Here is a 26,754-nt window from a genome sequence, read left to right on the forward strand (position 1 = left end):
TTTTGAAATACCTGAATTGATTTATCTTATTAAACTACAATGAATGCTAATCATAGACCAACGGATAATAAGCTAGAAAAGCCTTTTTCTATTTCATGATTGACAAAATGGGTTAAGTGTCGTTATAATATTCGGGTATGTCTATGTAAAGTTAGCTATGGAGGTGTATTTAAATGAAAAGAACTTATCAACCAAATAAACGTAAACGTCAAAAAGTTCATGGTTTCCGTAAACGAATGAGCACTAAAAACGGTCGTCGTGTATTAGCAAGTCGTCGTCGTAAGGGAAGAAAAGTAATTGCTGCTTAAGCCACTGCCGGTCAGTGGTTTTTTTTGTACTCAAAATGTGATTCTTAAGGAATTTTTCTGTTAAATAAGGATGATTCCTTAATTTGAAGTATGGTATTATTGTCAGGTATAGATTTAAAAGAAACGAAGGAAGCTAGATGAAAAAAAAATATCGGGTCAAAAAAGAACGTGAATTTCAAAAAGTATTTCAAGAGGGTGCTTCTTTTGCGAATCGAAAATTCGTAGTTTATCGTCTAGAGCCTTCTGGTCAAAAACATTTTCGAGTAGGTCTGTCCGTTGGAAAAAAAGTCGGGAATGCTGTAACGCGAAATCAAGTGAAACGTCACATTAGAGCAGTCTTGCAAGAATTGAAAGATGAATTACCACCAATAGACTTTATTGTTATTGCTCGACCAACCACGAAAGATTTACCACATGATGAAATGCGTTCAAATCTTATACATGTTTTGAAATTAGCAAAAATATTAAGTTAGGAAGGAATCAGATTTAGGTGAAGAAATATAAAAAAATATTATTAATGACAGGATTGCTGAGTTTAGTCTTCTTGTTATCTGCTTGTGGAACTGGAGAAGTCAGTTCACAAAGTAGTGGTATGTGGGATCGCTACGTGGTCTATTACTTTGGTCAAGCGATTAAAGGACTTTCTTTTGGTAATGTAGGTATCGGTATCATTTTATTCACAATAGTCATTCGAATTATTTTGTTACCATTGATGCATTATCAAACGAAGAGCATGCGAAAAACGCAAGACTTGCAACCTAAAATAAAAGCGTTGCAAGAGAAGTACAGCTCTCGTGACCAAGAAACGCAACAGAAATTACAATCAGAAACAAAAAAGCTTTACGCAGAAAATAATGTGAGCCCTTACTCAGGATGCTTGCCAATGTTAGTTCAAATGCCGGTTATGATGGCTTTGTATCAAGCAATTTTACGAATTCCTGAATTGCGATCAGGACATTTTATGTGGTTGAACTTGAGTCAATCGGATCCATACTTTATTTTACCGATTCTTGCAGCTGTTTTTACTTTTGCAAGTAGTTATCTATCAAGTATGAGTCAAATTGAGTCTAATGCATCATTAAAAATTATGAACTTTGCCATGCCAGTAATGATTTTTGTGATGGCATTAAATTTGGCGAGTGGGCTATCATTATATTGGGTGATTTCAAATGCTTTCCAAGTACTTCAAACATTATTGATTAATAACCCATTCAAAATTCGTCGTGAAAGAGAAGAAGTGGCGCGTCAGATACGAGAAAGAGAACGGGCACTTGAAAAGGCCAAACGACCTAAGAAAAAACGCAAAAAATAGGTTTTTAGATTGTCTTTCATTACTTTTTACCGTCTAATTAAGGGTATACGGTATTTGAATCCACTTAAATTTTTATGAGATAAATTAATACATTACTTAAAAATAAGGAGGTTAAAAAAATGCCTGTTTATGAAGGACCAACAATTGATGAAGCAATTGCGCAAGGCTTGCATGCTTTAGGATTAGAGAAAGAAGCCGTTGATATTGAAATTTTAACGGATGCAAAAAAAGGTTTTCTCGGAATGGGGAAGAAGAACGCTCGTGTCTCTATCGAACCCGTTACTATTGAAGAACCTGCAGATACTACTGAACTAGCAGAAGAACATTCGTCTAAACAAGTATCTAAAGTGCAGGAACCTAGGGAATCAGTTCAATTGACCAGTCACTTAGTTGAATTGGATGAAGAGGAAGCAGTCAAAGAATTGGCTATTTACTTGACTAACATTACTAATGATATGGGTGTGCCAGCGTTAGTGAAGATTCAACATGAGTCTAACGGTATGATTGTTATGAATTTAGAGACTGGAAAACAAGGAATGTTGATTGGGAAACATGGTAAGATATTGAATGCCCTTCAATATTTGGCTCAAGTTTTCTTACACCGTGTTGCAAAAGAAAAGCTATCTGTGGTTGTGAATGTTGGTAATTATCGCCAAAAACGTGAAGAAGTATTGACGCGCTTAGCTCAACGAACTGCGGAAAAAGTCAAAGAAACGGGACGACCAGTCTTTTTGGAACCAATGCCCGCGTTTGAGCGTAAAATGATTCATTCTGCTTTAAGTAAAGATGGGTATATCAAAACTCATTCTGAAGGTGAGGATCCATATCGCTATCTGGTTGTTGAACCGGCAAAAAAATATTTTTAGTGAAAGAGCTGCGCCAAATGATTTGGTGTAGCTTTTTCTTTACTAAAACTTGAGAAATGCAGCTATTTCGAAAAGGAAGCTTGAATTGTCAAAAAAAATATGCTAATCTTACACCAGAATTTTGTAGAAAAAGCAGTCAAAGTGCTCATCTACTCCTTTGTTAAGGGGTGGAGTAGGCACTTTTTTTATGTTTCAAATTAATTAGGAGGAAAAAAATTGGCAGAGATCACCTTAGAATTCGATACGATCGCGGCTATTTCAACTCCACCAGGTGAAGGTGCAATTAGTATTGTGCGTTTGAGTGGGGATCAAGCAGTAGCAATCGCAGACAACGTCTATAAAAGTGGGAAAAAATCTTTAGAGCAGGTTCCCTCGCATACGATTCATTATGGTCATATTATCGATCCCGCTGATCAGCAGATAGTCGACGAAGTGATGGTGAGCGTAATGCGCGCTCCAAAAACTTTCACACGAGAAGATATTGTTGAAATTAATTGTCATGGTGGGATCGTAGTCGTCAATCAATTGCTGCAACTGATTTTACGCTCGGGTGCGCGTTTAGCTGAACCAGGAGAATTCACTAAAAGAGCCTTTCTAAACGGTCGAGTGGATCTTTCTCAAGCAGAAGCAGTAATGGACTTAATTCGTGCTAAAACCGATCGTGCAATGAGTGTTGCGATCAATCAATTAGATGGCAATTTGTCTCACTTAATTCGTCAATTGCGCCAAGAAATTTTAGAAACATTGGCGCAAGTTGAGGTAAACATTGATTATCCAGAATACGATGATGTAGAAGAATTAACTACGCAGTTATTATTAGAGAAAGCTCAGCAAGTTGGACAACAAATCAAAGCCTTATTACTGAATGCAAAACAAGGGAAGATTCTACGTGAAGGCTTAAGCACAGCAATTATTGGTCGACCAAATGTCGGGAAATCCAGCTTATTAAATTATTTGTTGCATGAAGAAAAGGCGATTGTTACAGAGATTGCTGGTACAACACGTGATGTAATAGAAGAGTATGTGAATGTTCGAGGAGTTCCATTAAAATTGATCGATACGGCAGGGATTAGAGAGACCAATGATGTGGTGGAACGTATCGGAGTTGAACGCAGCCGAAAAGCTTTGAGTGAAGCAGATTTAATTTTATTAGTGTTAAATCAAAGTGAAGTTTTGACTGTAGAGGACAAAGATCTGTTAAGAGCAACGCAAGGATTAAAACGGATCATTTTATTAAACAAAACGGATTTGCCTAAGTGTTTGTCACAAACCGACCTTTCAACCTATTTAAACGAAGATGAAGTTTTCGCAATCTCCGTTCTAGAAAAAGCCGGGTTAGATCAATTAGAAGAGGCTATTGCAAAATTATTTTTTGGAGGTCAAACGGGTGAAAAAGATGCAACTTATGTATCAAATACCCGTCACATTGCTTTGTTGGAAAAGGCAGAACAGTCATTGAGTGAAGTTAGTAATGGTATTTCGGCGGGGATGCCAGTTGATCTAGTTCAAATTGACATGACTCGTTGTTGGGATTATTTAGGTGAGATTGTCGGGGACAGCGTACAAGATGAATTGATCACACAATTATTCAGCCAATTTTGTTTAGGGAAGTAAAGAAGGAGCAACGATATGGAATATAAAGCAGGAAATTATGATGTGATTGTCGTAGGTGCTGGACATGCTGGATCTGAAGCTGCCTTAGCAGCCGCACGTATGTCTCAAAAGACTTTATTGATGACAATTAATTTAGATATGGTGGCTTTCATGCCGTGTAATCCGTCTATCGGAGGTCCAGCCAAAGGTGTTGTTGTGCGGGAAATTGATGCACTTGGCGGCGAGATGGGACGTAATATTGATAAGACGTATATACAGATGCGTATGTTAAATACTGGTAAAGGTCCTGCAGTTCGAGCATTACGTGCACAAGCAGACAAACATGCTTACGCTGAAGAAATGAAGCATACGATAGAAAAAGAAAAAAATTTGACCTTGAAACAAGGTGTGGTTGATCGTTTAGTTGTTGAAGATGGGCTTTGTAAAGGTGTAGTTACTTCAACAGGTGCAGTTTATTCTGCCAAAGCCGTGATTATTACAGCGGGTACGGCATTACGTGGTGAGATCATCATTGGTGATTTAAAATACTCATCCGGTCCCAACAACTCGCAACCATCGATTAAATTGGCAGACCACTTACAAGAATTGGGCTTAGAGATCCATCGTTTTAAAACTGGAACACCTCCGCGAGTTAAATCCGGTTCGATTGATTACAGTAAGACTGAGATTCAACCTGGTGATGAAAAGCCTAATCATTTTAGTTATCAGACATCAGACAGTCAATATTTACAAGATCAAATTCCGTGTTGGTTGACATATACGAATTTGAAAAGTCATGAAATCATTCAAAATAATCTTCACCGTGCACCAATGTTTACAGGAATTGTTGATGGAGTTGGGGCACGCTACTGCCCATCAATTGAAGATAAGATCGTTCGTTTTGCCGATAAAGAACGTCATCAATTGTTTTTAGAACCAGAAGGACGTCATACGGAAGAAGTTTATGTGCAAGGATTGTCAACTTCACTGCCAGAGGATGTTCAGAATGAGGTTCTGCATTCCATCGAGGGTTTAGAAAATGCTGAAATGATGCGAACGGGTTATGCGATTGAATATGATATGGTGGCACCACATCAACTACGCCCGACATTAGAAACAAAAGTAATCGAAAATCTTTATACGGCTGGGCAAACCAATGGTACCAGTGGTTATGAAGAAGCGGCTGGTCAAGGATTAATGGCCGGTATTAATGCAGCATTGAAAATACAAGGCAGAGCTCCCTTCATAATGAAACGCAGCGATGGGTATATAGGTGTCATGATTGATGATTTGGTTACTAAAGGAACTAACGAACCTTATCGTCTTCTAACCTCTCGGGCGGAATATCGTTTAATATTACGTCATGATAATGCAGATTTACGTTTGACAGAACAGGGGTACGAGATTGGCTTAGTATCGGAAGATAACTATCAAATGTATCTAGTCAAAAAGGGACATATTGAGGCGGAGATGGCTCGCTTACAGTCAATTCGAATAAAACCTCATGAAGATGTGCAAAGCTTCCTACGCACTAAAAACAGTGCTGAATTGAAAGACGGTGTTTTAGCGAGTGATTTCTTAAAGCGCCCAGAAATCTCCTATCAGGAATTATTGCAATTCATTCCTAATAATGATGAATTAACGGAAAAAGAAATCGAACAAGTCGAGATTCAAATAAAGTATGAGGGCTATATCAAAAAAGCGATGGAAAAGGTTGAAAAATTGAGACGTATGGAGGCAAAAAGAATTCCAGAACGAATTAATTACGAAGCCATCAATGGTCTAGCTACAGAAGCAAAACAAAAATTACAAAAAATCCAACCTGAAACAATTGCTCAAGCCAGTCGCATCAGCGGCGTCAATCCAGCGGACATCAGTATTCTAATGGTTTACGTGGAACAAGGGAAGATTGCGAAGGTAGATAGTGGAACGGCTTAATTTAAGCCGTTTTTTTTGAACGGGTAAAATTACTGACATGAAAAAGAGCGATGATTTATCGCTCTTAAACTTGTAATGTGTTAATCATTTTTCGTAACTCAGCGACAGGTACTTGACCAGGGGCTGAGGCTTTGCTGGCGGCCCCAAAGGTAGCGGCAGAACCAAAGACCTGTCCCGAAACACGACTAATCATTCCGAGAGCGCCCATTGACATAGTGATCAAGGGAACTTCAGCATAATTATTGTACATCTCCTGCGTGGCCTCTAATAAAGTTAATACATCATCAGAGTTTTGCGGCATTACTGCTATCTTACAAATATCAGCGCCACTGTTTTGCATGGAACGCAAACGCGTCATGATTTCATTTTTCTCTGGAGTTTTATCGAAATCATGATTGCACATAATAACTTTTATGCCATTTTGATGTGCTAACTCGATTGTTTTAGCAACTTTCTCACTTGGCATAAACAATTCTACATCCAATAGATCTAAGTCTCCCTCAGAAATAATAACTTTATATAGATTAAAATAGTCATTATCTGAAAGCACACATACACCGCCTTCTTTTTTCGTACGGAAAGTAATTAACAATGGTTTTTCTAAAATAGCTTTTAAGTTATAAGAAAGTCTAGCGACCGCTTGTGGATCTAAAACGTGTTCAAAAAAATCAATTCGCCATTCTACAAGGTCACAGTCTAAAGTATGAATCAATTCTGCTTCCATTAGTAATTCTTCTTTGGTTTGCCCTACCATCGGTACAATGATTTTTGGCATACCTTCACCAATTGTTGTTTTATCAACGGTTACTGTTTTCATTTCATTCTATTCCCCCTAATTTTTGAATAAAAGATTTTTGATGTAGCTGACTGGCATGTCTTCACCGGTGAAGAGTTTAAAAGCAGCAGCACCTTGATAAAGCATCATACCAAGTCCATTGATAGCTTTTTTAGCACCGTGTTCTTTGGCAAATTTTAATAGTTTAGTCTCACGTGGGGAATAAACAACATCGAAAATGACTAAGTCTGGGCGAATAACAGCTGAATCGGTAATTAAACTGATATTTTCTAAGGGTTTCATTCCTACTCCAGTTGCATCAATATAAATACTACTCTCTGCGATAGATTTTTTGAAAGCTTCTTGATCTGCTAAGTCAGAGACAGTCGCTTGACAATCTGTATTCTCATTAATTTTGGTGGCTGTTTCTTTAGCATTTACAAAACTATCATCATCAATATTGAAAATTCTTATTTCCTTCGCACCATCAAATGCAGCTTGAATAGCTATAGCGGTTCCGGCACCCCCAGCCCCCGTTAAAGTAATGATTTGATTTTTTACTTCAACACCTTCGTCTTTCAACGCCTCCATCGCACCTATGCCATCTGTATTGTACCCTACAAGATGACCTTTGCCTTCATTATTAGTCACTGTGTTAACTGCACCAATCAAGGTTGCTTCAGGTGATACCTCATCTAAATAAGGAATAATGGCTTGTTTATTCGGCATCGAAACATTGGAACCACGAATTCCTAAAGCACGGATTCCTTGAACGGTATCCTTCAATTCTTTGTTTCCAACCTCAAAAGCTAAGTAAGCGTAATCAAGTCCTAATTTAGCAAAAGCTTCATTATGCATGGTAGGAGACATGCTATGACGAATGGGTATAGCAATCAAGCTGATTAATAGCGTATGTCCAGTAAGTCTTTCAGTCATGGATAGAATCCTCTTTTCTTTTTTATTTGTTCATCAATTTACAAGCTAAGCGTTTTCTAAATGTGCGTATTATGAAGTAAATCACAATCATCTATATCCATTTTAGAATTTAATTCGATTAAAAACTAATGCTTTTTTTTGATGGAATCAATAAAGCAAATAAATAAAACGACTAGCTTAAGACCAGTCGTTTTACCAATTTATTATATCGATGAACAATGACGAGTGAAGCTGCTAACCCGATAACATTCAAAAGAATAACGAACCAAAAAACATAAGTAATTTTTTGTTCACTGAGTATGCCGGTAATGTAGGGTGTTACCATGATAGAGACGGACGTAGCGAGTGAATAATAGCTAGTACATTTACCTTTATGCTTAGGAAATAATTCCAACATCAAAGCAAGTCCCAATTGCCAAATACCGCCGGCAGCGAAAATACCAATACAAATCGAGGATACAACGACAGTCGCAAAGCTTGGATAGAATAGCATTAACAGCAAAGAGATGCCTGAGACTGAAAGACAAAAACTAATAAATTTAGGAATATTAATCCCCCTTTTTACAATACCGGAGGTAAAGAAAACCGAAATAAAGGATCCTGTACTGTAAAGACTAACAAAGATCAAACTATTTTCATGAGAAACGATTTGCATACTTTCAGCATATTGAGGGATCCATAAAATAAAAATATTGAACAGTGAGACAGAGACAAAAGAAAAAATCAGTAAAGCGATACCGTCGATTTTAAAGTTGCCACGATTTTTCGGTATGTTTTTTGTTACGATTTCAGTGTCTTTTTTTATGATAGTTGTGGATTTTGGAAAACGAGCAAATAGCAAGTAAAACATATTAGCGAATAGACATAATGCACACAGAATAAACGGCCAGCCAAAAAATAAATCATGTTGCAGTAAATAGCGAGTGATAAAGGGGAGTAGAAATTGCCCTAAAGAGATAAAAGCCTTGTTTAATACACTTAAGGAACTATTTACTCGTTCATCTGGATAGGCCTCGACTAAAGTCGGGTAGGTACTGGTATCCAGAAATGCGTTACTAATACCGCCAAACATTGCTAAGAAAAATGCAAGTTGATAATTTGAACTAAAAAGCATTCCACAAAAGAAAATCATATAGGACCCGATAGCGATCAGAACGGTCTTTTTCCGCCCAAATTTATCTGAAAAATAACCAGAAAAGTAGAGACTTAGAATTCTTCCTAATCCGATGGCACTCATAACTAATGTGACTTGGGCAGTGGTGGCTTGCCAATGTATTTTTAAATTTGTCATATTTTGCGATAAAATGATGGCAGCCATTCCTTGAAAAATATAATTAAAATATAGACTGGAAATTAAAAAACGATAATTATCTTTTTTCATAGAATACTCCTTCCATGTGATTTGTTTCACTTGAAGTCATCCACATAATAACGCAAAATTACCATGAAAACTAATGATTTATATCAATATAATTGATAAACTCTATTTATTAAACAGAGGATCACATTTTAATGATTAAGGATAATAGGGGTGAGAAATTGAATTTAAGACAGTTAGAGTTCTTTGTGGTACTGGCTCAAACAGAACACATGACGCAAGCGGCAAAAAAATCTAATACATCACAGCCAAACATTAGTCATGCAATGACGATGTTAGAACAAGAGATCGGAGTAACACTATTTGAAAAAAAGGGACGAAATATCCAACTTACTCGTCATGGGCGAATTTTTTATGAATATATTGCCCCGGCCTTAACTGAGATCGAAAAAGGTCAAAAAAAAATCCAAGAAATGGTTAATCCTGATTCTGGTGAAATTCAGTTTGGCTTCATTTTTACAATGGGAGCAAATCTGGCACCGAAATTGACGCAGTCTTTCCATCAGAATGGAAACCATAAAATAAAATTTGAATTTCAACAAGGAAATTCAAATCAAATCATTCAAATGCTTCTTGCTGATCGCATCGATATAGGAATTTGTTCAAAAGTAAGCAGCGATCCAGAGTTGATTTATCAAATTTTAACACAAGAAGAGATGGTGGTGGTAGTCCCATTAGAGCATCCGTTGGCAAATTATGATAATATTTCATTGGCAAAGACTACCCAGTATCCATATGTATACTATAGTAAGCAAAGTGGTTTACGTCCATATTTGGATCGACAAATTAAGAATTTGAAGTTAGATTTGGATATTATTTGTGAGTTGGAAGAAGATCATAGTATTTTAGGTTTCGTTGGACAAGACTATGGGATTGCTATTATGCCTAATATTCCATCAATCAGCTCTTTTCCTGTAAAAAAACTTACTATTACAGATATCATGGATGACCGTAATATTTATTTAGCAGTAAAGAAAAATAATTTAGAAATTCCAGTCTTGAAAAAATTCTATGATTTTTGCTTAGAAAATACTAATAAAAAATGGGATTAAAGCTTTCTTAATCTCTCCGTGAAACATACGTAACCCATTGCATGTAAAGCAATAATACGTTAAAGTAGAGGATAGTCTGTGAAACATTTTGCTGTTTCACGAAAATGAAAGGATTTCTTATGACACCAGAAGAATTTCAAAAGGAATTAGGCAGGCAAGGGATTAAAATATCGGCACGTCAGATGGATCAATTTGCGACCTATTTTCGCTTATTGGTTGAATGGAACCAAAAGATGAATCTCACTGCCATTACTGAACATGAAGAAGTCTATCTGAAACATTTCTATGATTCGATTACCTTGGCTTTCTCCGATACGTTCAAACCAGAGGGAAAACTATGCGATGTAGGTTCAGGGGCCGGCTTTCCTAGTTTACCATTAAAGATCGTTTTTCCAGAATTAGAGGTTACAATCGTGGATTCATTGAATAAACGAGTTACTTTTTTGACAGTATTAGTAGAAACTTTACAATTAGATGGTGTGCATCTTTATCATGACAGAGCGGAAACTTTTGGGCAAAACCCTAAATTTCGAGAGGCATTTGATTTTGTTACTGCTCGAGCAGTGGCAAGATTGAATGTTTTGACGGAACTTTGTTTACCATTAGTTAAAAGTGATGGCTATTTCTTTGCTCTAAAAGCGGCAAAAAGTGAAGAAGAATTGATTGAAGCAAGACCAGCGATTGCTTTGCTAGGTGGAAAACTGATTGAAGCTGAAGATGTTTCGTTGCCGAATGGCGATACACGTCATATTATTACAGTGCAGAAAAAGAAAGAAACACCAAAAAAGTATCCACGTAAACCAGGGTTGCCTAATAAGCAACCATTAAGGTAATTTATATAGTATTTCGCCTTATTTTCTCGGGGGAAATAAATTTATTAGCATGAACTAGGAGGAAATTAGATGGCACGGATCATATCTGTTGCAAACCAAAAAGGCGGCGTTGGAAAAACAACAACGACTGTCAATTTGGGAGCGTGTTTAGCTTATGACGGTAAGAAAGTCTTATTGATCGATAGCGATGCGCAAGGAAATGCCACAAGTGGCTTAGGTGTGCGTAAGCCTGATGTGAAACAAGATATTTATGATGTTTTAGTCAATGAGGTTCCCATCAAAGAGACGATCATCAAGACATCTCGGGAAAATTTATCGATTGTTCCTGCCACATTACAATTGGCTGGTGCAGAGATAGAGTTGACTTCTATGATGGCCAGGGAATCACGGTTGAAGAGTGCGTTGGCAGAAGTAAGCGATGACTATGATTTTATTTTGGTTGATTGTCCGCCATCATTGGGACATTTAACAATTAATGCCTTTACGGCGAGCGATGCGATTTTGATTCCAGTTCAATGTGAGTACTATGCATTGGAAGGATTAAGTCAACTTTTAAACACGGTTCGTTTGGTTCAAAAACATTTCAACCCTGGTTTAGAAATCGAGGGAGTACTATTAACGATGTACGATGCTCGTACAAATCTAGGTGCAGAAGTGGTGGAAGAGGTCCGTCGTTATTTCCAAGAAAAAGTGTATGATACGATTATTCCGAGAAATGTCCGTTTATCTGAAGCGCCTAGCCATGGCAAGCCGATCATTGATTATGATCCACGCTCAAAAGGTGCGGAGGTCTATCAAGCTCTAGCAAAGGAAGTGTTAGTTCGTGAGCAAAAATAAAGGATTAGGCCGCGGAATCGATGCTTTGTTTCAAGATCTTTCTGAGATTGAAGAAGTCGATATGAAAAATGATCAAGTGGTCGAGATTCCCTTAAGTGATTTGCGTCCCAACCCTTATCAACCGAGAAAATCATTTGATGAGACGACTTTACAGGAATTGGCTAATTCGATTGAACAATCGGGTGTTTTTCAACCAATTATTGTTAGAAAATCAGCTGTAAAAGGCTATGAACTGATTGCTGGTGAACGCCGATTCCGCGCTTCCAAATTGGCAGGTAAGGAAACGATTCCTGCAATCATTCGTGAGTTTGATGAGGAAGCCATGATGCAGATTGCAGTATTGGAAAATTTACAGCGTGAAGATCTGAATGCCTTGGAAGAAGCCGAAGCCTATGAGATGTTGATGAAAAACTTGAAACTAACACAAGCTGATGTGGCGAACCGTTTAGGAAAAAGTCGTCCCTACATTGCCAATTATTTACGTTTATTAACTTTGCCCAAATTGGTGAAGGAAATGGTGCAAGATGAACGTTTGTCTATGGGGCAGGCTCGAACTTTGTTAGGTTTGAAGAAGAAAGATCAAATCTTAAAGTTAGCAAATCGTGCAGTAAAAGAAAATTTAACGGTCCGTCAATTGGAACAGATCGTTAATGAATATAATGAAGGTAAAGCCAAGGACAAGAAAAAAGGTCCACGCTTATCTAAAGAAAAACCCTATTATTTACGAGAGAGCGAAGATCGCTTAATGGATAAATTTGGAACTGGAGTCGAGATCGTTGAAAAAGACGGTAAAGGTAAAATTTCAATTGAATATTTATCACCATCAGATCTAACCCGTATTTTAGATATTTTGAATATTCATTTTGATGAATCATAGACAGGGGTATACTCCAAAAAAATAATGGGTATCATAATACGAACGAGGGGGTTACCAGATGTATGATTTGGGAGATATCGTTGAGATGAAGAAACCGCATGCTTGCCAGACAAATCGCTGGGAAATCATTCGTATGGGTGCGGATATTAAGATCAAGTGTGTCAATTGCGGGCATATTGTCATGATGACACGTCGTGATTTTGAAAAGAAAATGAAAAAAATCCTTGAGAAGAAAACTGATTCGACTCAATAATAATTCCTTAGTAGAGAAAGAGTGAAGTAAATCATGGCCTTAACAGCCGGAATCGTGGGTTTGCCAAACGTTGGTAAATCTACTTTATTTAATGCAATTACTAAAGCAGGCGCAGAAGCTGCCAACTATCCATTTGCTACGATTGATCCAAATGTCGGAATGGTGGAAGTACCGGATTGGCGTTTAGAACGCCTAACTGAATTAGTACATCCGAAAAAGACTGTACCAACGACTTTTGAGTTCACTGATATTGCGGGAATCGTAAAAGGAGCCAGTAAAGGTGAAGGCTTAGGAAACCAATTTTTAAGCCATATTCGTCAAGTTGATGCTATCTGTCATGTGGTACGTTGTTTTGATAATGAAAATATAACACACGTGGAAGGACGTGTTGATCCGTTAGAAGATATTGAAACGATCAACTTAGAATTGGTTTTAGCTGACCTAGATTCTGTTAACAAGCGTTACACTCGTGTGGCTAAAGTAGCAAAAACGAAAGAAAAAAATGCAGTAATAGAATTGGCCGTATTAGACAAGCTAAAACCAGTTTTAGAGGAAGGGCAATCTGCTCGAACGATCGAGTTTACTGAAGAAGAACAAAAAATTGTTAAAGGACTCTTCTTATTAACAAGTAAACCGGTGCTTTATGTAGCGAATGTTGATGAAGATACGGTTGCTGATCCAGATGGTAATGAATATGTTCAAACCGTTCGCAATTTTGCGGCAAGCGAACATTCTGAAGTGATTGTGGTTTGTGCTGAAGCAGAAGAAGAAATCGCTGAGCTAGAAGATGAAGATAAAACCGAATTTTTAGAAGCGATGGGAATTGAAGAATCAGGGCTCGATCAATTAATTCGTACGGCTTACGATTTATTAGGTTTAGCAACTTATTTTACTGCAGGAGAACAAGAGGTCCGTGCTTGGACTTTCCAAAAAGGGATAAAGGCACCACAAGCTGCTGGGATCATCCATACCGACTTTGAACGAGGTTTCATTCGTGCAGAAACAGTATCTTTTGAAGATTTGAATAAGTATGGCAATATGCACGCGGCAAAGGATGCTGGGCGTGTCAGATTAGAAGGAAAAGATTATGTTGTGCAAGATGGCGATGTAATGCTATTCCGTTTCAACGTTTAGGAGGAAAGAAACAATGGAACCAGAAAAGTTACGAACGTTGCAAGCAGAAAATGGTCAACTTGAAGAGAAGTTGACTAAGCGTAACGAGCAATATATTTTTGACTTGAAAAAAGCCTTAAAGGCAGCAAATTTAACGGATGAACAGACGATCTTAGCCTTAAACGAGATGCTTCCAAGCTTAGTCGAGGAACAAAAATCGGGCAAAACGGCAAGACAATTGTTCGGTACTGTATCGGAGCGATTAGAAGCAATCGTTAATAAGCCTGCTGAACAGAAAAAATCTACTACTGCATCGTTGATGTGGTTAGATAATTTTTTGTTGTTATTCGGGCTATTAGGACTTGTATCTGGGGTCATGGGATTGTTTGTTTCACGTGGAACACAGACTGTAACTTACGGAATCACCGCGCTAATCGTCGCTTCAGCAGTTGGTGGTTTAGTATTTTATATGATGTATCTATTTGTTTACCAGTATGAACAACCAGGAGCAGATAAATCTAAGAAACCTAAAACATGGAAGACGATCCTTATGCTAGTTTCTGTCACGCTTGTCTGGTTCTTAGTCTTCAATGGGGCGGCCTTATTACCGCCAACATTGAACCCTATCCTTGATCCAATAGTATTGGTTGTATTATCCGGGCTTGCCTTAGCGTTACGTTACTATTTGAAAAAACGTTTTGGTATTATTAGTAGTTTAGCAACTGCTCCGCGTAGATAAAAAGAAAGAAGGTTCGTTACTTGGGCGTTCCTTCTTTTTTTAGTAAAAAAAATAATATATATAAAAGGAGACAATGCCTAAGTTTTAAAGGGCATTGTTTCCTTTTTTTTATTTTATTGCTTCAGCTATCAATTTTTGCATGGCTTGTTGCTGATAGTCTGCTGTTGCTTGTTGAATAATCTTTTGTTGTGCTGATTGATCCATAGTCGGATCTTGCATCATGGCAGCTGCGACCTTCTCTTGAACGAAAGTTTTTGCTCTGGCCTCCATAGAAGTTTTATTTTTTTGAACTAATTTTGCTAATTTTTTTGCTTGATTGGTACTGAGAATTGTCCAATTCTTTTGAACATCAAAGGTATTTTTTTCTTTGATTAATTGATGATTTTTACTGGAAAGTCCAAACCAGAATTTTACGGTGTTGTTTTGGTAGACCCAGTAAGTTTTATCTGTTCGCAATTGGGTTTTTCTTTGATTCTTTTTTACGACGTTGCTGACATGATCTGTTCCTGTTGTTTTAGGTTTTTTCTGAGATTCATTTGTCTTATACAAATATACTTTCTCGGTGCCATTTCCAAGGGGCTGATAAAGTAGCATATTTATGCCTTTACTATCGGCTGTTGAAGTTAATGTTTGAGTAGTTGTTTCAGTGACCTTTTTCATACCGTAATGATAATGATCATTAGCGGTGATTAATCCTAGGCTTACTAAGAATATCGCAGCAAAAACAACTGAAAGAATCGTTTGCCAAGTTTTTTTCGCGAAAATGTTTGATGAAGCAAAGGCTAGTACACTGATAATCGTTATAGCAAAGATCATTTTACAACGCCTCCTTCAGCTTTTCTATTGTTTTTCATGAAGAAAGTGATAATAAATCCGACTAAACCAAAAGCAACTGCGACGTAAAATGCAGCATGATAACCAGATAAAGTAGCGCTGATAGCTTGATTTTTATAAGTTAAAGGCAATGTTTTCAATAAGCTTGCTTTTGGTAAGTTATCCTTTGTTACATTCGTTAAAATACTAATAAGAACAGCTGTTCCGATTGAACTAGCGACTTGACGGAAAGTGTTATTTACAGCCGTTCCGTGGCTAATTAAGTTCATAGGTAAAGCGTTCATTCCTGAAGTTGTTACTGGCATCATGACCATGGAGATACCGAACATCCGTAAAGCATACAAAATCACGATCATTCCAATTGGTGTTTCTTGTGTTAGGAATGCGAAAGGTAGGGTAGCGGCTGTGAGTATTAACATACCGCCGATAGCCAAACGTTTTGCTCCATGTTTGTCAAATATTGCCCCAGTAATAGGCATCATTAATCCCATTATTAATGCACCCGGTAATAGCATCAAACCAGAATGGAAGGCAGATTCACCCCGAATATTTTGAATATATAAAGGAAGAACCATTTCGGCACCAACCATCGCCATATTTACTACACCACTTAAAATTGCAGCAATTGTAAAGGTTGGTGACTTAAATACACGTAGTTCTAAGAAAGGGTGTTCCAAATGCAGTTGGCGCCATACGAATAGACCAATAACTATCACACCGACGACTAAGAAACTAATTACTTTTGCACTACCCCAGCCATCATTACCAACAGATGAGAAACCATATAGCAAACTACCAAAACCAATAGTTGAAAGTAGTGCAGATAAAACATCAATACTTGGATTAGACAACTGAATAACACTCTTCATTAGAAAGATTGCTAATACTATGACCAATACAACAATAGGAATCACCATTCCGAAAAGGTCTCTCCATGTATAATGGTCGATGATCCAACCAGAAAGGGTAGGTCCTAAAGCTGGTGCAAGTCCAATAACGATACCGGCCATACCCATTGCTGCTCCTCGTCGTTCTGGTGGAAAGATTGATAGCATGATGTTTTGCAGTAGAGGCATTGAAATACCGACTCCTGCAGCTTGAATCAAGCGTCCGATTAGTAACGTAGAAAAATTTGGTGCGGCAAAACAAGTAATTGTACCGATCAAGAAGATGGTCATTGCGGTTAAATAAAGCCTCTTCGAACTAAATTTATTGATAAGCCAAGCACTGATCGGAATCATGATTCCGTTCACTAGCAAGAAGCCAGTTGTTAGCCATTGAACACTAGAAGCAGATATATTAAAAGCCTTCATTAGTGCAGGAAAAGCTGTTGTTAATAAAGTTTGGTTTAACACCGTACAAAATGTTCCTATTAATAGTACAACGACTAATAAGGAACGATTGTAGGGTTTTCCATAAATATCGATCGTTTGATTATTACTCACGATCTAACGCCTTCTCTCTTTTGGAAATTTTCAGAAACAATGAATGTCCGTTAGTTACTCTACTGCTATTCGATTTTTTTGTCAACTTACTTGACACTAGTGTTATCAAAAGTATAATCATTAGGTGAAGAGAGGGATGCGTTGTGAAGAATGATACGGTAAAACAGCTCCTAGAAAGTGATGACTTATTAGTAGGTATAAGTGAATTAAGTAAAGTAACTGGCGTTTCACCACGGCAAATTCGTTATTGGGAACAAAAAGGTTATATTGAATCAACGGGTGAAAAAAATGGTAATCGAAAATTTAAATTACCAATGGTAATCAAAGTGGAAATCATCAAGCATTTTCTAGATGAAGGTTATACGTTAACAGCCGCAGTTGAAAAAGCACAAAAACGTCAAAAAAATATTCATCAAGCTAAATTACTATTAAGGGGTATAGTTAAGGAGATTCAACAAATCGATGATCAATATACGGTAATCCATTTGGATGATTTCTCAAATAAGGATGGTTTCTATTTAATTCGTGATAACAAGACCAATCAAACAACCTATCAAATTATTGAAGAAAAAACTGAGATAACGATAGATTTGATCGGAAAATGGTTCGAAATTTCAGAAAAATAAAGGTTAGATGAGGATTTCAGCACAAGATGTTGACTTCACTCGTTCATTCTGTTAGTTTTTTTATTAAAAATAATTCTGGGGAGTGGTTACGAACAATGTCTAATTGGGAAACGAAATTTGCAAAAAAAGGTCTGACATTTGATGATGTTTTGTTGATTCCGGCGGAGAGTCATGTACTGCCAAACGAAGTGGATATGAGTGTACAACTGGCAAAAAATATCAAATTAAATATTCCTTTGATGAGTGCGAGTATGGATACGGTAACAGATAGTAAAATGGCAATCGCAATGGCCCGACAAGGTGGTCTTGGAGTTATTCACAAAAATATGAGTGTTGCTGCCCAAGCAGATGAGGTTCGTAAAGTAAAACGATCAGAGAGTGGCGTAATCATTGATCCGTTTTTCTTGACACCAGAACACAAAGTACAAGACGCTGAAGATTTAATGAGTCGTTACCGGATTAGTGGGGTTCCGATCGTAGAAACTTTGGAGAATCGCAAACTTGTTGGTATCATTACCAACCGAGATATGCGGTTTGTGACAAATTACGATATTCCAATTCACGAAGTTATGACCAAAGAAGGTTTAGTGACTGCTCCGATAGGTACGAAGTTGCAGGATGCAGAAAAAACATTGCAAAAGCATAAAATTGAAAAATTGCCTATCGTAGATGAAGAAGGCCGCTTAAGTGGATTGATTACAATTAAAGATATTGAAAAGGTTATCGAGTTTCCAAATGCGGCTAAAGATGAACATGGTCGATTATTAGTTGCCGCGGCCGTAGGTGTTACTAGTGATACTTTTGAGCGATCAGAAGCTCTACTAAAAGCAGGAGCCGATGCCATCATAATTGATACTGCCCATGGACACAGTGCGGGTGTTTTACGTAAAATCCGTGAAATCCGTGATACATTCCCCGAAGCCACTTTAATTGCCGGAAATATTGCAACGGCTGAAGGAGCAAAGGCTTTATATGATGCTGGCGTGGATGTTGTAAAAGTTGGTATTGGACCAGGTTCAATTTGTACTACGCGAGTTGTTGCCGGTGTTGGAGTTCCACAATTAACTGCCATTTATGATGCAGCTTCTGTTGCACGTCAATATGGCAAGTCAATTATTGCTGACGGAGGGATCAAGTATTCTGGTGATATAGTAAAAGCGTTGGCGGCGGGTGGACATGCAGTTATGTTGGGCTCAATGTTAGCGGGAACCGATGAATCTCCGGGTGAATTTGAAATCTACCAAGGTCGCCGCTTCAAGACTTATCGTGGGATGGGCTCATTAGGCGCGATGGAAAAAGGTTCAAGTGATCGTTATTTCCAAAGTGGTGTCAATGAGGCGAATAAATTAGTTCCAGAAGGTATTGAAGGGCGAGTTGCTTACAAAGGAACTGCAGCGGATATTATTTTCCAAATGATTGGCGGCTTAAAAGCTGGGATGGGTTATGTTGGAGCTGGTAATTTGGAACATCTGCGGGAAAACGCACAGTTTGTTCAAATGAGTGGTAATGGTTTAAAAGAATCTCACCCTCATGATGTTCAAATTACTAAAGAAGCACCTAATTACTCAGTAGAACAATAAGGAAGACTAGTTCAAATAGATTTTCTTTTTCATAAAAAACAGCGACCTCGCTTTTGCGAGGTCGCTGTTTTTTATGAAGGACTATTTTTCTTTTTTGATGGTTTTTACATTGCCCATATAAGGAACTAACACATCTGGAATTGTTATTGAGCCATCTTCATTTTGGTAGTTTTCCAAGATCGCGGTTACTGTTCGTCCAATGGCCAAACCAGAGCCATTTAGTGTATGAGTATATTGAACTTTTCCCTCATTATCGCGGTAACGAATCATCGCACGACGCGCTTGGAAATCTTCGCAGTTTGAACAAGAGCTGATTTCTCTATAAGTGTTTTGAGCAGGTACCCACACTTCAATATCATAGGTTTTAGCAGCTGAGAAGCCCATGTCGCCAGTACATAAAGTAATGATACGGTATGGTAAATTTAGTTTTTGTAAAAGAATCTCCGCATTTTGTGTCATTTTTTCTAATTCGTCGTATGAAGAATCTCTATCACTAAATTTTACCATCTCAACTTTATGGAATTGATGTAACCGAATCAAGCCTCGGGTATCACGGCCAGCACTACCAGCTTCAGAACGGAAAGAAGGAGATAGGGCTGTAAAATAGATCGGTAAATCTTTGCCATCTAAAATTTCATCCGCATAATAATTTGTCAATGGCACTTCGGCAGTTGGAATCAGCGTCAGATCACGATCCTCAATTTGGAAGACATCCTCTTTAAATTTAGGAAATTGTCCTGTACCAAACATTGATTTACTATTTACCAAGTATGGTGTAATCATTTCAGTATAACCTTGTTCGTAGACATGTTCATCTAGCATGAAGTTATAAACAGCACGTTCCAAACGAGCACCTAACCCTTTGTAATAAACAAAACGGCTTCCAGAAACTTTAGCACCACGTTCAAAATCTAGAATGTCTAGATTTTCGGCAACCTCCCAATGTGGTTTTGGTTCAAAAGCAAATTGTTGTGGCTCGCTCCAACGGCGGACCTCAACATTATCTTCCTCATCATCACCAATCGGCACAGAATCGTGTGGCAGGTTTGGCAAAGTCGTTGCAATCTCAGTTAATTGTGCATCAATTTCAGTTACTTGAGTGTCGAATCCTTTAATTTTTACTCCGACTTCTTTCATTTCAGCAATTTTATCAACTGCGTCATTTTTTTCACGTTTCAATTTTGCAATTTCGTTTGAAACCTCATTGCGATATTTTTTTAATTCTTCTGTCTTGACCAGTAATTGCCGGCGTTGTTCATCTAAGTCTAGAAAACGTTCTAAAACTTCTTTTTTTACACCGCGTGTCGCTAATTTTTCGTTTACCTCAGCAAAGTTGTTGCGAATCATTTTTACATCTAACATTGTTTCTCCTCCTTCAAAATAAAAAAATACCGTTTCATCCCTTAAACAGGGACGAAACGGTATTGAATTTCGCGGTACCACCCAAATTCAGCCTAAGCTGCACTTGATTAACGGTTATCGACGTCACCCGGTTTTTCTTTCAAAAAACGCAGATTATGAAACTGGATTCCCTAAGTTGTTTTGTTGATTTTCACCAGACATCAACTCTCTAAAAAAACAAACCTACGTACTTGGTTTCCTGCATATCTTATTGAGACAAGTATAAGCAAACAAAAATTTAAAGTCAATGATTATCTGGAGATGACTTCACTTGATTCATATAAAGCGGCAAATGAATAATGAAGGAAGTCCATTCATCAGTGGACTGAGCGTAAATGTAGCCACCATGAAGATTGACGATATTTTGTGCAATAGCTAAACCTAATCCAGTTCCACTAATTTCTTGTGATCGGGAGCCATCAACTCGATAAAAACGATCAAATAGCTGGTCTAAAGCTTCTCTAGGTATCGGTGTACCATTGTTTTTTACTGTAACGACGGCTTCATTTTTTGCTTTTTCAATCTCAATCACAATTAGATTGGCTTCAGAACCATATTTTAATGCATTGGTTATTAGGTTGTTAAAGACTCGTACAAGTTTTTCTGTGTCGCCATCCATTACCAATTGATTTTCATTCGTATTAACTTGAATATGAATATTTTTTTTCTTTGCTTCCAATTCAAAATCAGCTGCCAATTGTTCTAATAACTGCACCATATCGAAGGAACCATTATTTAGAGGAACTGAAGGTTGCCGAACTTTAGAGTATTCAAATAAATCTTCTACTAAGGATTTCATTTGTTTAGCTTTTTTATAGGCAATACTTGTATATTTAAGAATCTCATCGTCACTTTGATACTGCTTATCCTCAATTAAACCGAGGTAGCCAATAATTGAAGTTAATGGTGTGCGAATATCGTGACTAACATTCGTAATCAATTCATCTTTAGATTTTTCAATTTCTCGTTCATCTTCAATAGCAGCTACGGTACTATCTACTAGTCCATTGATACTGTCGACAACTTTGCTAAGGTCTCCTCTTAACTCGAAAGGGATTCGATAATCATAATTCCCGTTAGCAATATAATGTAATTCATTGATGATGTGGCGTAGTTGCATTTGCCTGTATCGTCGAATCAAACGCCAAAAAACGACGAGTACATCAATAACCAGAAAGAGAGGAATAACAAAGTTTCGCCCACTCCAGAAAATGTCGCTGCCAAGGTTATTGGCAAAAATGTCTTTTGAACGATAAATGGCATCGGTTAAATCAGGCGAGTTATTGAGCATTTGAGTAAAAAGAACCATAATTGCTACATTTAATAGAAGCAATAAAATGACGGTAACGATTCCCTCAGCGATTAATTCACTCACTTCCTTAGAAGTGAGTGTGATACGCCTTTTCTTTTCCGAATTATTTTGCATCTATTTTATAACCTACACCCCAAACTGTTTGGATCACTTTTTCACCATCGGTCGCTTCTTCGATCTTATCACGTAAATGGCTGACATGAACCATAACCGTTTTTGCTGAGACAATACTTTCTTGTTTCCATACACGTTCAAAAATTTCGTCCGCGCTAAAAACACGATTTGGATGACTTGCTAGTAAATATAGAATACCGAATTCTAAAGCAGTTAATTGAATTTCTTTTCCATCAACTGTCTTCACCTCATGTGAATCTTTATTGATTATCAATGACTGTATTTCAAGTATATCGGGTTGGTCTTCAGCAACATGCATCTTTGTACGACGCAATAAAGATTTAACCCTTGCCATTACTTCCAAAGGGTTAAACGGTTTTGTTACATAGTCATCAGCACCAGCAACTAACCCTTTAATTTTATCCATATCAGTTGTCTTAGCTGTTAACATAATGATAGGGATTTGTGATTCTTTCCTTAATTCCTTTACAACTTGCATACCATCCATTACTGGCATCATAATATCTAATAGAAGTAAATCAATGTCATTCGTAGTTCGAAGTTTGCTCAGTGCTTCCTTCCCATCATATGCTTTTACGACTTCATAGCCTTCGTTATGCAAATAAATACTTAATAGTTCGACAATTTCTTTGTCATCATCTGCAACTAGTACTTTCATTAAATGTTCCTCCGTCCATATAAAAATAAATACATTACTATTTTACCAAAGAAATCATAGGAAGGCGAAAGGCAACATCATGAGTTAAGGAAAAATCAAAAATAAAATGACGAAAAATAATCCCTGAACAGGATGTAAAACGTGCCTTTAAGAACAAAAAAACGAACAAAAAACCAATATATACATTTATCCATCGCTTTTGAAAAAAAGCAGATAAAATCGCCATATTTTCATTGACCGGACTATATAAAACTGTTATATTATTTTATGTTCTGAAACGATAAAACAATATTTTTGGGACACCTAATTTTGTGTTGACAGATAAGTAATTTTACGTTATTCTATCAAAGTCGCATAAAGCAATGATGACAACTTCTTCGAAAGAACTCCAAAAAAGTTGTTGACATTTACTAGGCAAGCTGTTAAAATATAAAAGTTGCTGAAACAAAGCGACAAACAATGTAGACCTTTGAAAACTGAACGAATAAAACAAACCAAATGTGTAGGGCGTTTCTATTATATAGAAACAAACAACATAGCAAGCAATATGCTAGCAAGTCAATTTTTAAAATTGAGCTTAACAATCGCAAGATTGTTTCAAACACTTTTTATGAGAGTTTGATCCTGGCTCAGGACGAACGCTGGCGGCGTGCCTAATACATGCAAGTCGAACGCTTTTTCTTTCACCGGAGCTTGCTCCATCGAAAGAAAAGGAGTGGCGAACGGGTGAGTAACACGTGGGTAACCTGCCCATCAGAAGGGGATAACACTTGGAAACAGGTGCTAATACCGTATAACAGTAGAAACCGCATGGTTTCTATTTGAAAGGCGCTTTTGCGTCACTGATGGATGGACCCGCGGTGCATTAGCTAGTTGGTGAGGTAACGGCTCACCAAGGCAACGATGCATAGCCGACCTGAGAGGGTGATCGGCCACATTGGGACTGAGACACGGCCCAAACTCCTACGGGAGGCAGCAGTAGGGAATCTTCGGCAATGGACGAAAGTCTGACCGAGCAACGCCGCGTGAGTGAAGAAGGTTTTCGGATCGTAAAACTCTGTTGTTAGAGAAGAACAAGGATGAGAGTAAAACGTTCATCCCTTGACGGTATCTAACCAGAAAGCCACGGCTAACTACGTGCCAGCAGCCGCGGTAATACGTAGGTGGCAAGCGTTGTCCGGATTTATTGGGCGTAAAGCGAGCGCAGGCGGTTTCTTAAGTCTGATGTGAAAGCCCCCGGCTCAACCGGGGAGGGTCATTGGAAACTGGGAAACTTGAGTGCAGAAGAGGAGAGTGGAATTCCATGTGTAGCGGTGAAATGCGTAGATATATGGAGGAACACCAGTGGCGAAGGCGGCTCTCTGGTCTGTAACTGACGCTGAGGCTCGAAAGCGTGGGGAGCAAACAGGATTAGATACCCTGGTAGTCCACGCCGTAAACGATGAGTGCTAAGTGTTGGAGGGTTTCCGCCCTTCAGTGCTGCAGCTAACGCATTAAGCACTCCGCCTGGGGAGTACGACCGCAAGGTTGAAACTCAAAGGAATTGACGGGGGCCCGCACAAGCGGTGGAGCATGTGGTTTAATTCGAAGCAACGCGAAGAACCTTACCAGGTCTTGACATCCTTTGACCACTCTAGAGATAGAGCTTCCCCTTCGGGGGCAAAGTGACAGGTGGTGCATGGTTGTCGTCAGCTCGTGTCGTGAGATGTTGGGTTAAGTCCCGCAACGAGCGCAACCCTTATTGTTAGTTGCCATCATTTAGTTGGGCACTCTAGCGAGACTGCCGGTGACAAACCGGAGGAAGGTGGGGATGACGTCAAATCATCATGCCCCTTATGACCTGGGCTACACACGTGCTACAATGGGAAGTACAACGAGTCGCGAAGTCGCGAGGCTAAGCTAATCTCTTAAAGCTTCTCTCAGTTCGGATTGTAGGCTGCAACTCGCCTACATGAAGCCGGAATCGCTAGTAATCGCGGATCAGCACGCCGCGGTGAATACGTTCCCGGGCCTTGTACACACCGCCCGTCACACCACGAGAGTTTGTAACACCCGAAGTCGGTGAGGTAACCTTTTGGAGCCAGCCGCCTAAGGTGGGATAGATGATTGGGGTGAAGTCGTAACAAGGTAGCCGTATCGGAAGGTGCGGCTGGATCACCTCCTTTCTAAGGAATATTACGGAGACTACACAGGTTGCTTTATTCGTTCAGTTTTGAGAGGTTTACTCTCAAAAATCGTTCATTGAAAACTGGATACAGAAACAAACCAAACAAACCGAGAACACCGCGTTGAATGAGTTTTTTAATAAGTTCAATTGCTTATTTTTTTCTGATTGGGAAGTCTATCGCTAGATGGAACAATCAAACCCCTAATGAAAATTAGGATAAGGTTAAGTGAATAAGGGCGCACGGTGGATGCCTTGGCACTAGGAGCCGATGAAGGACGGGACTAACACCGATATGCTTCGGGGAGCTGTAAGTAAGCTTTGATCCGGAGATTTCCGAATGGGGAAACCCAGCATCTTTTATAGGATGTTACTTTTCAGTGAATACATAGCTGATTAGAGGTAGACGCAGAGAACTGAAACATCTAAGTACCTGCAGGAAGAGAAAGAAAATTCGATTCCCTGAGTAGCGGCGAGCGAAACGGGAAAAGCCCAAACCAAGAGGCTTGCCTCTTGGGGTTGTAGGACTCCGATATGGTAGTCCAGTGAAATAGTCGAAGGACCTGGAAAGGTCTGCTAGAAAGGGTAAAAGCCCCGTAGACAAAATTTGACTGGCACCTAGGAGGATCCTGAGTACGGCGGAACACGAGGAATTCCGTCGGAATCCGGGAGGACCATCTCCCAAGGCTAAATACTCCCTAGTGACCGATAGTGAACCAGTACCGTGAGGGAAAGGTGAAAAGCACCCCGGAAGGGGAGTGAAATAGATCCTGAAACCGTGTGCCTACAACAAGTTAGAGCCCGTTAATGGGTGATAGCGTGCCTTTTGTAGAATGAACCGGCGAGTTACGATTACTTGCGAGGTTAAGTTGAAAAAACGGAGCCGTAGCGAAAGCGAGTCTGAATAGGGCGAATGAGTAAGTGGTCGTAGACCCGAAACCATGTGATCTACCCATGTCCAGGTTGAAGGTGCGGTAAAACGCACTGGAGGACCGAACCCACGTACGTTGAAAAGTGCGGGGATGAGGTGTGGGTAGCGGAGAAATTCCAAACGAACTTGGAGATAGCTGGTTCTCTCCGAAATAGCTTTAGGGCTAGCCTCAGAGTAAGAATGATGGAGGTAGAGCACTGTTTGGACTAGGGGCCCATCTCGGGTTACCGAATTCAGATAAACTCCGAATGCCATCCATTCATCTCTGGGAGTCAGACTGTGAGTGATAAGATCCATAGTCGAAAGGGAAACAGCCCAGACCACCAGCTAAGGTCCCCAAATATATGTTAAGTGGAAAAGGATGTGGGGTTGCACAGACAACTAGGATGTTGGCTTAGAAGCAGCCACCATTTAAAGAGTGCGTAATAGCTCACTAGTCGAGTGACCCTGCGCCGAAAATGTACCGGGGCTAAACATATTACCGAAGCTGTGGAGCACACCATTAGGTGTGTTGGTAGGAGAGCGTTCTAAGGGCGTTGAAGGTAGATCGTGAGGACTGCTGGAGCGCTTAGAAGTGAGAATGCCGGTATGAGTAGCGAAAGACAGGTGAGAATCCTGTCCACCGAATGACTAAGGTTTCCTGGGGAAGGCTCGTCCGCCCAGGGTTAGTCGGGACCTAAGCCGAGGCCGAAAGGCGTAGGCGATGGATAACAGGTTGATATTCCTGTACCCGTTGTTTTTGTTTGAGCAATGGAGGGACGCAGGAGGCTAAGGAATCAGACGATTGGAAATGTCTGTCCAAGCAATGAGTCTTGATGTGAGTCAAATGCTTGCATCTCTAAGGACAAGTTGTGATGG

The 26,754-nt window shown here is 38.9% G+C and carries 23 protein-coding genes, 2 rRNA genes and 1 other annotated feature; of the genes, 17 read left to right on the plus strand and 8 right to left on the minus strand.

The genetic code is table 11. From position 1 onward, the window contains the following. Positions 1-173 precede the first annotated feature (173 nt). The 6 genes from rpmH to mnmG all read left to right on the plus strand — a co-directional run bounded on the left by rpmH (position 174) and on the right by mnmG (position 6,017). Positions 174-308: a 50S ribosomal protein L34 gene (gene rpmH / locus I585_RS09660; RefSeq protein ID WP_010742554.1), complete on the plus strand. Its 135-nt coding sequence runs from the start codon at positions 174-176 to the stop codon at positions 306-308. A gap of 137 nt (positions 309-445) precedes the next feature. Next, complete coding sequence (gene rnpA / locus I585_RS09665) at positions 446-781, plus strand: ribonuclease P protein component (RefSeq protein WP_010742553.1); 336 nt, start codon at positions 446-448, stop codon at positions 779-781. 17 nt (positions 782-798) lie between these two features. Beyond that, complete coding sequence (locus I585_RS09670; RefSeq protein WP_010742552.1) at positions 799-1,620, plus strand: YidC/Oxa1 family membrane protein insertase; 822 nt, start codon at positions 799-801, stop codon at positions 1,618-1,620. Positions 1,621-1,739: 119 nt separating this feature from the next. Beyond that, positions 1,740-2,486 (plus strand): RNA-binding cell elongation regulator Jag/EloR, encoded by a 747-nt coding sequence (gene jag / locus I585_RS09675; protein WP_010742551.1) that lies wholly within the window; start codon positions 1,740-1,742, stop codon positions 2,484-2,486. Between the two features lie 216 nt (positions 2,487-2,702). Then, the gene (gene mnmE, locus I585_RS09680) at positions 2,703-4,100 is read left to right on the plus strand and encodes a tRNA uridine-5-carboxymethylaminomethyl(34) synthesis GTPase MnmE (RefSeq protein ID WP_010742550.1); all 1,398 of its coding nucleotides are present in this window, start codon (positions 2,703-2,705) and stop codon (positions 4,098-4,100) included. 15 nt (positions 4,101-4,115) lie between these two features. Beyond that, the gene (mnmG, locus tag I585_RS09685; RefSeq protein ID WP_010742549.1) at positions 4,116-6,017 is read left to right on the plus strand and encodes a tRNA uridine-5-carboxymethylaminomethyl(34) synthesis enzyme MnmG; all 1,902 of its coding nucleotides are present in this window, start codon (positions 4,116-4,118) and stop codon (positions 6,015-6,017) included. A gap of 64 nt (positions 6,018-6,081) precedes the next feature. On the opposite strand, the gene aroD is transcribed toward mnmG, so the two are convergent. The 3 genes from aroD to I585_RS09700 all read right to left on the minus strand — a co-directional run bounded on the left by aroD (position 6,082) and on the right by I585_RS09700 (position 9,109). After that, on the minus strand, positions 6,082-6,834 hold the full coding sequence (gene aroD / locus I585_RS09690) for a type I 3-dehydroquinate dehydratase (RefSeq protein WP_010742548.1): 753 nt from the start codon (positions 6,832-6,834) through the stop codon (positions 6,082-6,084). Positions 6,835-6,849: 15 nt separating this feature from the next. After that, positions 6,850-7,728 (minus strand): shikimate dehydrogenase, encoded by an 879-nt coding sequence (locus I585_RS09695; RefSeq protein WP_010742547.1) that lies wholly within the window; start codon positions 7,726-7,728, stop codon positions 6,850-6,852. Between the two features lie 172 nt (positions 7,729-7,900). Continuing rightward, a complete protein-coding gene (locus I585_RS09700; protein WP_010742546.1) occupies positions 7,901-9,109 on the minus strand; it encodes an MFS transporter in 1,209 nt (402 codons plus the stop codon). Positions 9,110-9,267: 158 nt separating this feature from the next. On the opposite strand from I585_RS09700, the gene I585_RS09705 reads away from it, so the two are divergent. The 7 genes from I585_RS09705 (at position 9,268) to I585_RS09735 (ending at position 14,810) form a co-directional block, all read left to right on the plus strand. Next, the gene (locus I585_RS09705; RefSeq protein WP_034708747.1) at positions 9,268-10,158 is read left to right on the plus strand and encodes a LysR substrate-binding domain-containing protein; all 891 of its coding nucleotides are present in this window, start codon (positions 9,268-9,270) and stop codon (positions 10,156-10,158) included. Positions 10,159-10,277: 119 nt separating this feature from the next. Further along, complete coding sequence (gene rsmG, locus I585_RS09710) at positions 10,278-10,991, plus strand: 16S rRNA (guanine(527)-N(7))-methyltransferase RsmG (RefSeq protein ID WP_010742544.1); 714 nt, start codon at positions 10,278-10,280, stop codon at positions 10,989-10,991. Between the two features lie 69 nt (positions 10,992-11,060). Further along, positions 11,061-11,828: a ParA family protein gene (locus I585_RS09715; RefSeq protein ID WP_010742543.1), complete on the plus strand. Its 768-nt coding sequence runs from the start codon at positions 11,061-11,063 to the stop codon at positions 11,826-11,828. Beyond that, on the plus strand, positions 11,815-12,705 hold the full coding sequence (locus I585_RS09720) for a ParB/RepB/Spo0J family partition protein (RefSeq protein ID WP_010742542.1): 891 nt from the start codon (positions 11,815-11,817) through the stop codon (positions 12,703-12,705). Before I585_RS09715 ends, I585_RS09720 begins: the two co-directional genes overlap by 14 nt. 58 nt (positions 12,706-12,763) lie before the next feature. Continuing rightward, positions 12,764-12,958, plus strand: coding sequence for a DUF951 domain-containing protein (locus I585_RS09725; protein ID WP_010742541.1), 195 nt, complete (start codon positions 12,764-12,766; stop codon positions 12,956-12,958). 33 nt (positions 12,959-12,991) lie between these two features. Beyond that, on the plus strand, positions 12,992-14,092 hold the full coding sequence (gene ychF, locus I585_RS09730) for a redox-regulated ATPase YchF (protein WP_010742540.1): 1,101 nt from the start codon (positions 12,992-12,994) through the stop codon (positions 14,090-14,092). A gap of 13 nt (positions 14,093-14,105) precedes the next feature. Continuing rightward, the gene (locus I585_RS09735) at positions 14,106-14,810 is read left to right on the plus strand and encodes a DUF1129 domain-containing protein (RefSeq protein WP_010742539.1); all 705 of its coding nucleotides are present in this window, start codon (positions 14,106-14,108) and stop codon (positions 14,808-14,810) included. 108 nt (positions 14,811-14,918) lie between these two features. On the opposite strand, the gene I585_RS09740 is transcribed toward I585_RS09735, so the two are convergent. Beyond that, positions 14,919-15,626 carry a DUF4811 domain-containing protein gene (locus I585_RS09740; protein ID WP_010742538.1) on the minus strand — a complete coding sequence of 236 codons (708 nt, stop codon included), beginning with the start codon at positions 15,624-15,626 and terminating at the stop codon, positions 14,919-14,921. Then, positions 15,623-17,089, minus strand: a complete 1,467-nt coding sequence (locus I585_RS09745) for an MDR family MFS transporter (RefSeq protein ID WP_010742537.1) — start codon at positions 17,087-17,089, stop codon at positions 15,623-15,625. The genes I585_RS09740 and I585_RS09745 overlap by 4 nt, the downstream gene beginning before the upstream one ends. A 143-nt stretch (positions 17,090-17,232) precedes the next feature. On the opposite strand from I585_RS09745, the gene I585_RS09750 reads away from it, so the two are divergent. Next, positions 17,233-17,715: a MerR family transcriptional regulator gene (locus tag I585_RS09750; RefSeq protein WP_010742536.1), complete on the plus strand. Its 483-nt coding sequence runs from the start codon at positions 17,233-17,235 to the stop codon at positions 17,713-17,715. Between the two features lie 95 nt (positions 17,716-17,810). Beyond that, positions 17,811-19,295, plus strand: a complete 1,485-nt coding sequence (gene guaB, locus I585_RS09755; RefSeq protein ID WP_034708561.1) for an IMP dehydrogenase — start codon at positions 17,811-17,813, stop codon at positions 19,293-19,295. A gap of 81 nt (positions 19,296-19,376) precedes the next feature. On the opposite strand, the gene serS is transcribed toward guaB, so the two are convergent. The 3 genes from serS to croR all read right to left on the minus strand — a co-directional run bounded on the left by serS (position 19,377) and on the right by croR (position 22,801). Then, the gene (gene serS / locus I585_RS09760) at positions 19,377-20,657 is read right to left on the minus strand and encodes a serine--tRNA ligase (RefSeq protein WP_010742534.1); all 1,281 of its coding nucleotides are present in this window, start codon (positions 20,655-20,657) and stop codon (positions 19,377-19,379) included. A gap of 44 nt (positions 20,658-20,701) precedes the next feature. Further along, positions 20,702-20,909 (minus strand) — a binding site (T-box leader). Between the two features lie 31 nt (positions 20,910-20,940). After that, positions 20,941-22,122 (minus strand): sensor histidine kinase, encoded by a 1,182-nt coding sequence (locus I585_RS09765; protein WP_010742533.1) that lies wholly within the window; start codon positions 22,120-22,122, stop codon positions 20,941-20,943. Then, a complete protein-coding gene (gene croR, locus I585_RS09770; RefSeq protein WP_010742532.1) occupies positions 22,112-22,801 on the minus strand; it encodes a response regulator transcription factor CroR in 690 nt (229 codons plus the stop codon). Before croR ends, I585_RS09765 begins: the two co-directional genes overlap by 11 nt. 606 nt (positions 22,802-23,407) lie before the next feature. Between croR and I585_RS09775 the strand changes: the two genes are divergently transcribed. Both I585_RS09775 and I585_RS09780 read left to right on the plus strand, forming a co-directional pair. Continuing rightward, positions 23,408-24,966 (plus strand): 16S ribosomal RNA (locus I585_RS09775). Positions 24,967-25,188: 222 nt separating this feature from the next. Then, positions 25,189-26,754 (plus strand): 23S ribosomal RNA (locus tag I585_RS09780); the annotation flags it as partial.

The sequence above is a fragment of the Enterococcus malodoratus ATCC 43197 genome (assembly GCF_000407185.1).
In the GTDB taxonomy this organism is placed as follows: domain Bacteria; phylum Bacillota; class Bacilli; order Lactobacillales; family Enterococcaceae; genus Enterococcus_A; species Enterococcus_A malodoratus.

Coding starts and splice junctions, on each gene's coding strand:
- rpmH (WP_010742554.1), top strand. CDS start 174: ATGAAAAGAACTTATCAACCAAATAAACGTAAACGTCAAAAAGTTCAT.
- rnpA (WP_010742553.1), top strand. CDS start 446: ATGAAAAAAAAATATCGGGTCAAAAAAGAACGTGAATTTCAAAAAGTA.
- jag (WP_010742551.1), top strand. CDS start 1,740: ATGCCTGTTTATGAAGGACCAACAATTGATGAAGCAATTGCGCAAGGC.
- mnmG (WP_010742549.1), top strand. CDS start 4,116: ATGGAATATAAAGCAGGAAATTATGATGTGATTGTCGTAGGTGCTGGA.
- aroD (WP_010742548.1), bottom strand. CDS start 6,834: ATGAAAACAGTAACCGTTGATAAAACAACAATTGGTGAAGGTATGCCA.
- I585_RS09695 (WP_010742547.1), bottom strand. CDS start 7,728: ATGACTGAAAGACTTACTGGACATACGCTATTAATCAGCTTGATTGCT.
- I585_RS09700 (WP_010742546.1), bottom strand. CDS start 9,109: ATGAAAAAAGATAATTATCGTTTTTTAATTTCCAGTCTATATTTTAAT.
- rsmG (WP_010742544.1), top strand. CDS start 10,278: ATGACACCAGAAGAATTTCAAAAGGAATTAGGCAGGCAAGGGATTAAA.
- I585_RS09715 (WP_010742543.1), top strand. CDS start 11,061: ATGGCACGGATCATATCTGTTGCAAACCAAAAAGGCGGCGTTGGAAAA.
- I585_RS09725 (WP_010742541.1), top strand. CDS start 12,764: ATGTATGATTTGGGAGATATCGTTGAGATGAAGAAACCGCATGCTTGC.
- ychF (WP_010742540.1), top strand. CDS start 12,992: ATGGCCTTAACAGCCGGAATCGTGGGTTTGCCAAACGTTGGTAAATCT.
- I585_RS09735 (WP_010742539.1), top strand. CDS start 14,106: ATGGAACCAGAAAAGTTACGAACGTTGCAAGCAGAAAATGGTCAACTT.
- I585_RS09740 (WP_010742538.1), bottom strand. CDS start 15,626: ATGATCTTTGCTATAACGATTATCAGTGTACTAGCCTTTGCTTCATCA.
- guaB (WP_034708561.1), top strand. CDS start 17,811: ATGTCTAATTGGGAAACGAAATTTGCAAAAAAAGGTCTGACATTTGAT.
- serS (WP_010742534.1), bottom strand. CDS start 20,657: ATGTTAGATGTAAAAATGATTCGCAACAACTTTGCTGAGGTAAACGAA.
- I585_RS09765 (WP_010742533.1), bottom strand. CDS start 22,122: ATGCAAAATAATTCGGAAAAGAAAAGGCGTATCACACTCACTTCTAAG.
- croR (WP_010742532.1), bottom strand. CDS start 22,801: ATGAAAGTACTAGTTGCAGATGATGACAAAGAAATTGTCGAACTATTA.